Annotated in this window: 5 protein-coding genes; all 5 read left to right on the plus strand. The window is 66.5% G+C overall.

Annotated elements, in window-relative coordinates; translation table 11 throughout:
• On the plus strand, window positions 1-984 hold a 984-nt coding region (locus GH737_RS15450), incomplete at its 5' end, for a CpaE/TadZ family protein (RefSeq protein ID WP_196233182.1).
• A gap of 3 nt (window positions 985-987) precedes the next feature.
• Window positions 988-2,397 (plus strand): TadA family conjugal transfer-associated ATPase, encoded by a 1,410-nt coding sequence (locus tag GH737_RS13190; RefSeq protein ID WP_155265260.1) that lies wholly within the window; start codon window positions 988-990, stop codon window positions 2,395-2,397.
• Window positions 2,394-3,398, plus strand: a complete 1,005-nt coding sequence (locus GH737_RS13195) for a type II secretion system F family protein (RefSeq protein WP_155265261.1) — start codon at window positions 2,394-2,396, stop codon at window positions 3,396-3,398. Before GH737_RS13190 ends, GH737_RS13195 begins: the two co-directional genes overlap by 4 nt.
• A gap of 3 nt (window positions 3,399-3,401) precedes the next feature.
• Window positions 3,402-4,376: a type II secretion system F family protein gene (locus tag GH737_RS13200; protein WP_155265262.1), complete on the plus strand. Its 975-nt coding sequence runs from the start codon at window positions 3,402-3,404 to the stop codon at window positions 4,374-4,376.
• Window position 4,377: 1 nt separating this feature from the next.
• Window positions 4,378-4,559, plus strand: a 182-nt coding sequence (locus GH737_RS13205) for a hypothetical protein (protein WP_155265263.1), incomplete at its 3' end; no start/stop codon positions are given.

Here is a 4,559-nt window from a genome sequence, read left to right on the forward strand (position 1 = left end):
GATGCCGACAGCGCCGCGTCGGTGAAGCGCTTCCAGAAGCTCGCGGCCGCGACCGAGACGCCGCTGATCGCCGCCTCGTTCGAGCCGCCTCTGGCGCTCGTCCGGTCGCTGATCCGCTCCGGCGCCCACGACGTGGTGCCGCTCCCGCTCAGCTTCGAGGACCTCGCGACCTCGCTCGCGCCGCTGACCGAGCAGTTGAGGCAAAAGGCGGGCGGGGCGGCCGCCAACGGCAAGGTCGTCAGCATCATCAAGAGCGATGGCGGGGTCGGCGCAACCTCCCTGCTCAGCCAGCTCGCGATCCGCTTTGCCCAGCAGGAGACGGCGCAAGGCCGCGAAGCGTGCCTGATCGACCTCGACCTGCAGTTCGGGGACGTCGCGTTCCAGCTCGGCATGCAGTCGAAGCTCTCTGTCGCCGACCTGCTCGAGGCCGGCACGCGGCTCGACGGCGACCTGCTCCGCGCCACCACGACCGATCACGCGAGCGGGCTCAAGGTCATCGCCGCGCCGCCCGACATGATGCCGCTCGAGGGCATTTCGAACGATCATGTGCTGCGGATCGTCGACCTTGCGACGCGCGAGTTCGGGACCGTGTTCGTCGACCTTCCGACCAACTGGACCAACTGGTCGCTGTCGCTGGTCGCCCGCTCCGACCTCGTGCTCCTGGTCACCGAGCTGACCGTCGCCGGCCTGAACCGCGCGCGGCGCCAGCTCAACCTCATCAAGTCGCAGGATCTCGGCGCTCTCGAAGTGCGCATCGTCATCAACCGTTTCGAAAAGAGCCTCGCCCGGACGATCAGCCTGTCGGACGCGGCAAACGCGCTTGGACGCGACGTCGGGTTCACGGTCGCGAACGACTTCGCGCTGATGCGGATGGCGATCGACCGCGGTGTCCCGATCGACGAGATCAAGCGCAAGACGGCGGTCGGCAAGGACCTCGATACCCTCAATGCCGGAATTGCGGCTGCACTCGGACTGGAGCGTTAAACCATGTGGCAGATCCGAAAGCGTGACCGCGCCGAGGTCGAACTCGACGGCGAAGTCGAGGTCCCGGAAGAGCGTCAGCGCGTCCTCGACGAGCACCGGCTGGTCACCGTCGGCGATGCCGGTGCGTTCGCGAAGCGCGACAAGAACACCGACCTCAAGGTCGAGCTTCACCAGCGGCTGATCGAACTCATCAATCTCCAGGCGCTCGACAAGATGTCGCGCCTGCAGATCGAAGAGGAAGTCGGCGACATCGTCGCCGAAGAGCTGGCGAAGCAGAACCAGGCGCTCAATCAGGTCGAACGCAAGCAACTCGTCGGCGACGTGCTCGACGAGCTCCTCGGCCTCGGGCCGCTCGAGCCGCTGCTCAAGGACCCGACCATCACCGACATCCTGGTGAACGGCCACGACCACGTGTTCGTCGAACGCTACGGCGTCCTCGAACCGAGCGCGGTCCGGTTCAAGGACGAGAAGCACCTGTTCCGGATCATCCAGAAGATCGTGTCGGCAGTCGGCCGGCGGATCGACGAATCCTCGCCGATGGTCGACGCACGCCTCGCCGACGGAAGCCGCGTCAATGCGGTGGTCCCGCCGCTCGCGCTCGACGGATCGCTCCTTTCAATCCGCAAGTTCGCCCGCGTGCCGATCGGCATGGACCGCCTGGTCGAGATCGGCAGCGTGCCCTTGCAGGTCGCAGAAGTGCTCAAGGCGATCGTGGCGGCGCGGCGCAATGTCCTGATCTCCGGAGGCACCGGCTCGGGCAAGACGACGTTGCTCAACGCCATGTCGGCCTTCATCGACGGCCGCGAGCGGATCGTCACGATCGAGGATTCGGCCGAGCTGCAGCTCCAGCAAACCCACATCGTCCGGCTCGAAACGCGTCCGCCGAACATCGAAGGGAAGGGCGAGGTCGGCCAGCGCGATCTGGTCAAGAACGCACTGCGCATGCGGCCCGACCGGATCATCGTCGGCGAGGTCCGCGCCGGCGAGGCGTTCGACATGCTCCAGGCGATGAATACCGGCCACGAAGGGTCGATGACCACCGTGCACGCGAACACGCCGCGCGACGCTCTGTCGCGCGTCGAGCAGATGATCGGCATGAGCGGGATCGACATCCCGATCCGCTCCTCGCGCGCGCAGATCGCGTCGGCGCTCAATGTCGTCATCCAGGTCAGCAGGCTCGCCGACGGGCGCCGCAAGCTCGTCAGCGTTTCCGAGCTCACGGGGATGGAGGGCGAGGTCGTCACCATGCAGGAAATCTTCCGCTTCCGGCAGACCGGCATGAGCGGCGACGGGATTGTCCAGGGCCGTTTCGAGGCGACCGGCATTCGCCCGCGCTTCCTCGACCAGGTCATGGCGCACGGCATCGCGCTTTCCGCCGACCTGTTCCGGCCCGACGCGAAGTTCGAAGCATGAACCCGGTCTGGATTCGAGCCCTCGTCCTCGTCTGCATCTTCGGAGCAGTCGTGCTCATGGCGGAAGCGCTGATTCGGGCCTTCGCCAGCGCGCGCGCCGAGGGCAATGCGATCAACCTGCGCCTGAGCCTGATCGGCCGCGGCCGGACCAGCCTCGAAACGATGAACGTCCTGAGGCGGGCCGGCTCATCGATCCCGAAGGGGCTTCCGCCTTTCCTCGACCGAATGGCGCGGAAATTCGAACGCATGCTCGTCCAGGCGCAAATGACGATCCCGACGGGCCGGCTGATGCTGTTCATCTTCGTCGCGCCGCTGGCGATCTTCTTCGGGCTGCTCCTCCTCATGAACATTTGGTGGGGGATCGGGATCAGCTTCGGCCGGATCGTCATCTCGCTGACGTTCGCGGTGGTGCTGGGGGCCGTGCTTCCGCTGGTCGCGCTCAACTTCAAGGCGTCGCGGACGCGAAAGAAAATGGAGGAGCAGTTCCCGGTCGCGCTCGACGTGTTCGTGCGCGGACTTCGCGCCGGCCATCCGATTGCCGCCGCGCTCGACCTGCTGACGGTGGAGATGCCGGACCCGATCGGGTCGCAGTTCGGCCTTGCCGTCGACGAGGTCACCTATGGCGCGGAGCTGCGCGACGCGCTTCAGGATATGGCGGAGCGATGGGATTCCGACGACATGCGGATGTTCGTCGTGTCGCTGTCGATCCAGAACGAAACCGGCGGCAATCTGGCGGAAATCCTCGAGAACCTGTCGCGCGTCGTGCGCGAACGGCACGCGATGTACCTGAAGGTGCGGGCGCTCTCGAGCGAGGGACGAATGACCGGGTGGATGTTGAGCATCCTCCCGATCTTCTCCTTCATCCTGCTGTTCACCATGAGCCCGCGCTTTTTCCTCGATGTGGCGAACGACCCGTGGTTCGTGCCCGGCTTCGTGCTCATCGGCCTCAACTATCTCGCGGGCGTCCTGATCATCCGCAAGATGATCGATTTGAAGGTCTGACCGATGCTCGAGCTCGTCGCCGAAAACCCTGTCCTCCGGCTCATGCTGCTGGTGTTCCTGTTCGCGGTGGTTGCCGCGGCGGTCTATTTCATGACGCAGATGTTCGCGGAGCGGCAGGTCGCGCGGCGGCGGCTGCTCGGGGGGGCGGCGGCGCCGGGCCCCTCGACCATCGGGACTCTGCGCCTCGAGCGGATCGAAAGCACGTGGCTCAAGCTCGTCAACTCGATCGAGGAGCGCGGCATCAGCCTCGTCGACACCAAGGACGCCGCGCTTCGCCAAAAGCTGATCGCGGCCGGCTACACCGCGCCCTACGCGCCGCGCCTGTACACGCTGATCCGGCTGGTGATGGTGATCGGCCTGCCGGTCTTCGTAGTGATGGTCTACTGGCTCGGAGGCTCCAGCCCCACCCTGTTCAAGCTGTGGTTCACGCTCATGATCGCGGCGGCGCTCGGGCTGTACCTGCCGAGCCTGTTCATTCGCGCCAAGGCCGACCGCCGGCAGCAGGCGCTGGTCAACGCCTTTCCCGACGCGCTCGACCTGATGCTGGTGTGCGTCGAGGCCGGGCTCGGCCTCGAAGCGGCATTTTCGCGCGTCGGCATGGAGATGACTACCTCGCACCCTCTGCTCTCGGAGCAGTTCGGCGCGGTGGTGCTGGAGCTCCGCGCCGGCCGCAGCCACGAGGATGCGTTGCGGCGCATGGCCGACCGCGCCGGCGCCGACGACATCCGCGCATTCGCCACATTGCTGGTCCAGTCGACCAAGCTCGGTTCCTCGATTTCGCAGACGCTGCGCACTTACTCGAGCGAAATGCGCGAGAAGCGCCGGCTGCGCGCCGAAGAGAAGGCGCACCGCTTGCCGGTGCTGATCTCGATCCCGCTGGTGGTCTGCATGCTGCCGACGATGATCGGGCTGCTGATGCTGCCGGCGGCGATCCGCGTCGCCCGGGCGGTGTTGCCGGCGCTTGGTGGGGGAGGCTGACATGAACGGGGGGGTCAAAGCTGCGCTGCTGATTTCGTGCGTCGGGGCCTGCGGCTGCTCGGCGGGAACGAGCAGCGTCGAGGTACGTCCGATCGCCAATCCGTCGGCGGCGCTTGCCCGCGGCGGCGATGCGATCGCGGTCGCGCGCGGCCAGCTGGTGCTCGGCAACGTCGGGCTGGCGCT

The organism is Sphingomonas segetis (genome assembly GCF_009720245.1).
In the GTDB taxonomy this organism is placed as follows: Bacteria; Pseudomonadota; Alphaproteobacteria; order Sphingomonadales; family Sphingomonadaceae; genus Sphingomicrobium; species Sphingomicrobium segetis.

What these genes read in the sequence shown, in the direction of transcription:
- GH737_RS13195 (WP_155265261.1), top strand. Translation starts at nt 2,394, where the DNA reads ATGAACCCGGTCTGGATTCGAGCCCTCGTCCTCGTCTGCATCTTCGGA.
- GH737_RS13200 (WP_155265262.1), top strand. Translation starts at nt 3,402, where the DNA reads ATGCTCGAGCTCGTCGCCGAAAACCCTGTCCTCCGGCTCATGCTGCTG.
- GH737_RS13190 (WP_155265260.1), top strand. Translation starts at nt 988, where the DNA reads ATGTGGCAGATCCGAAAGCGTGACCGCGCCGAGGTCGAACTCGACGGC.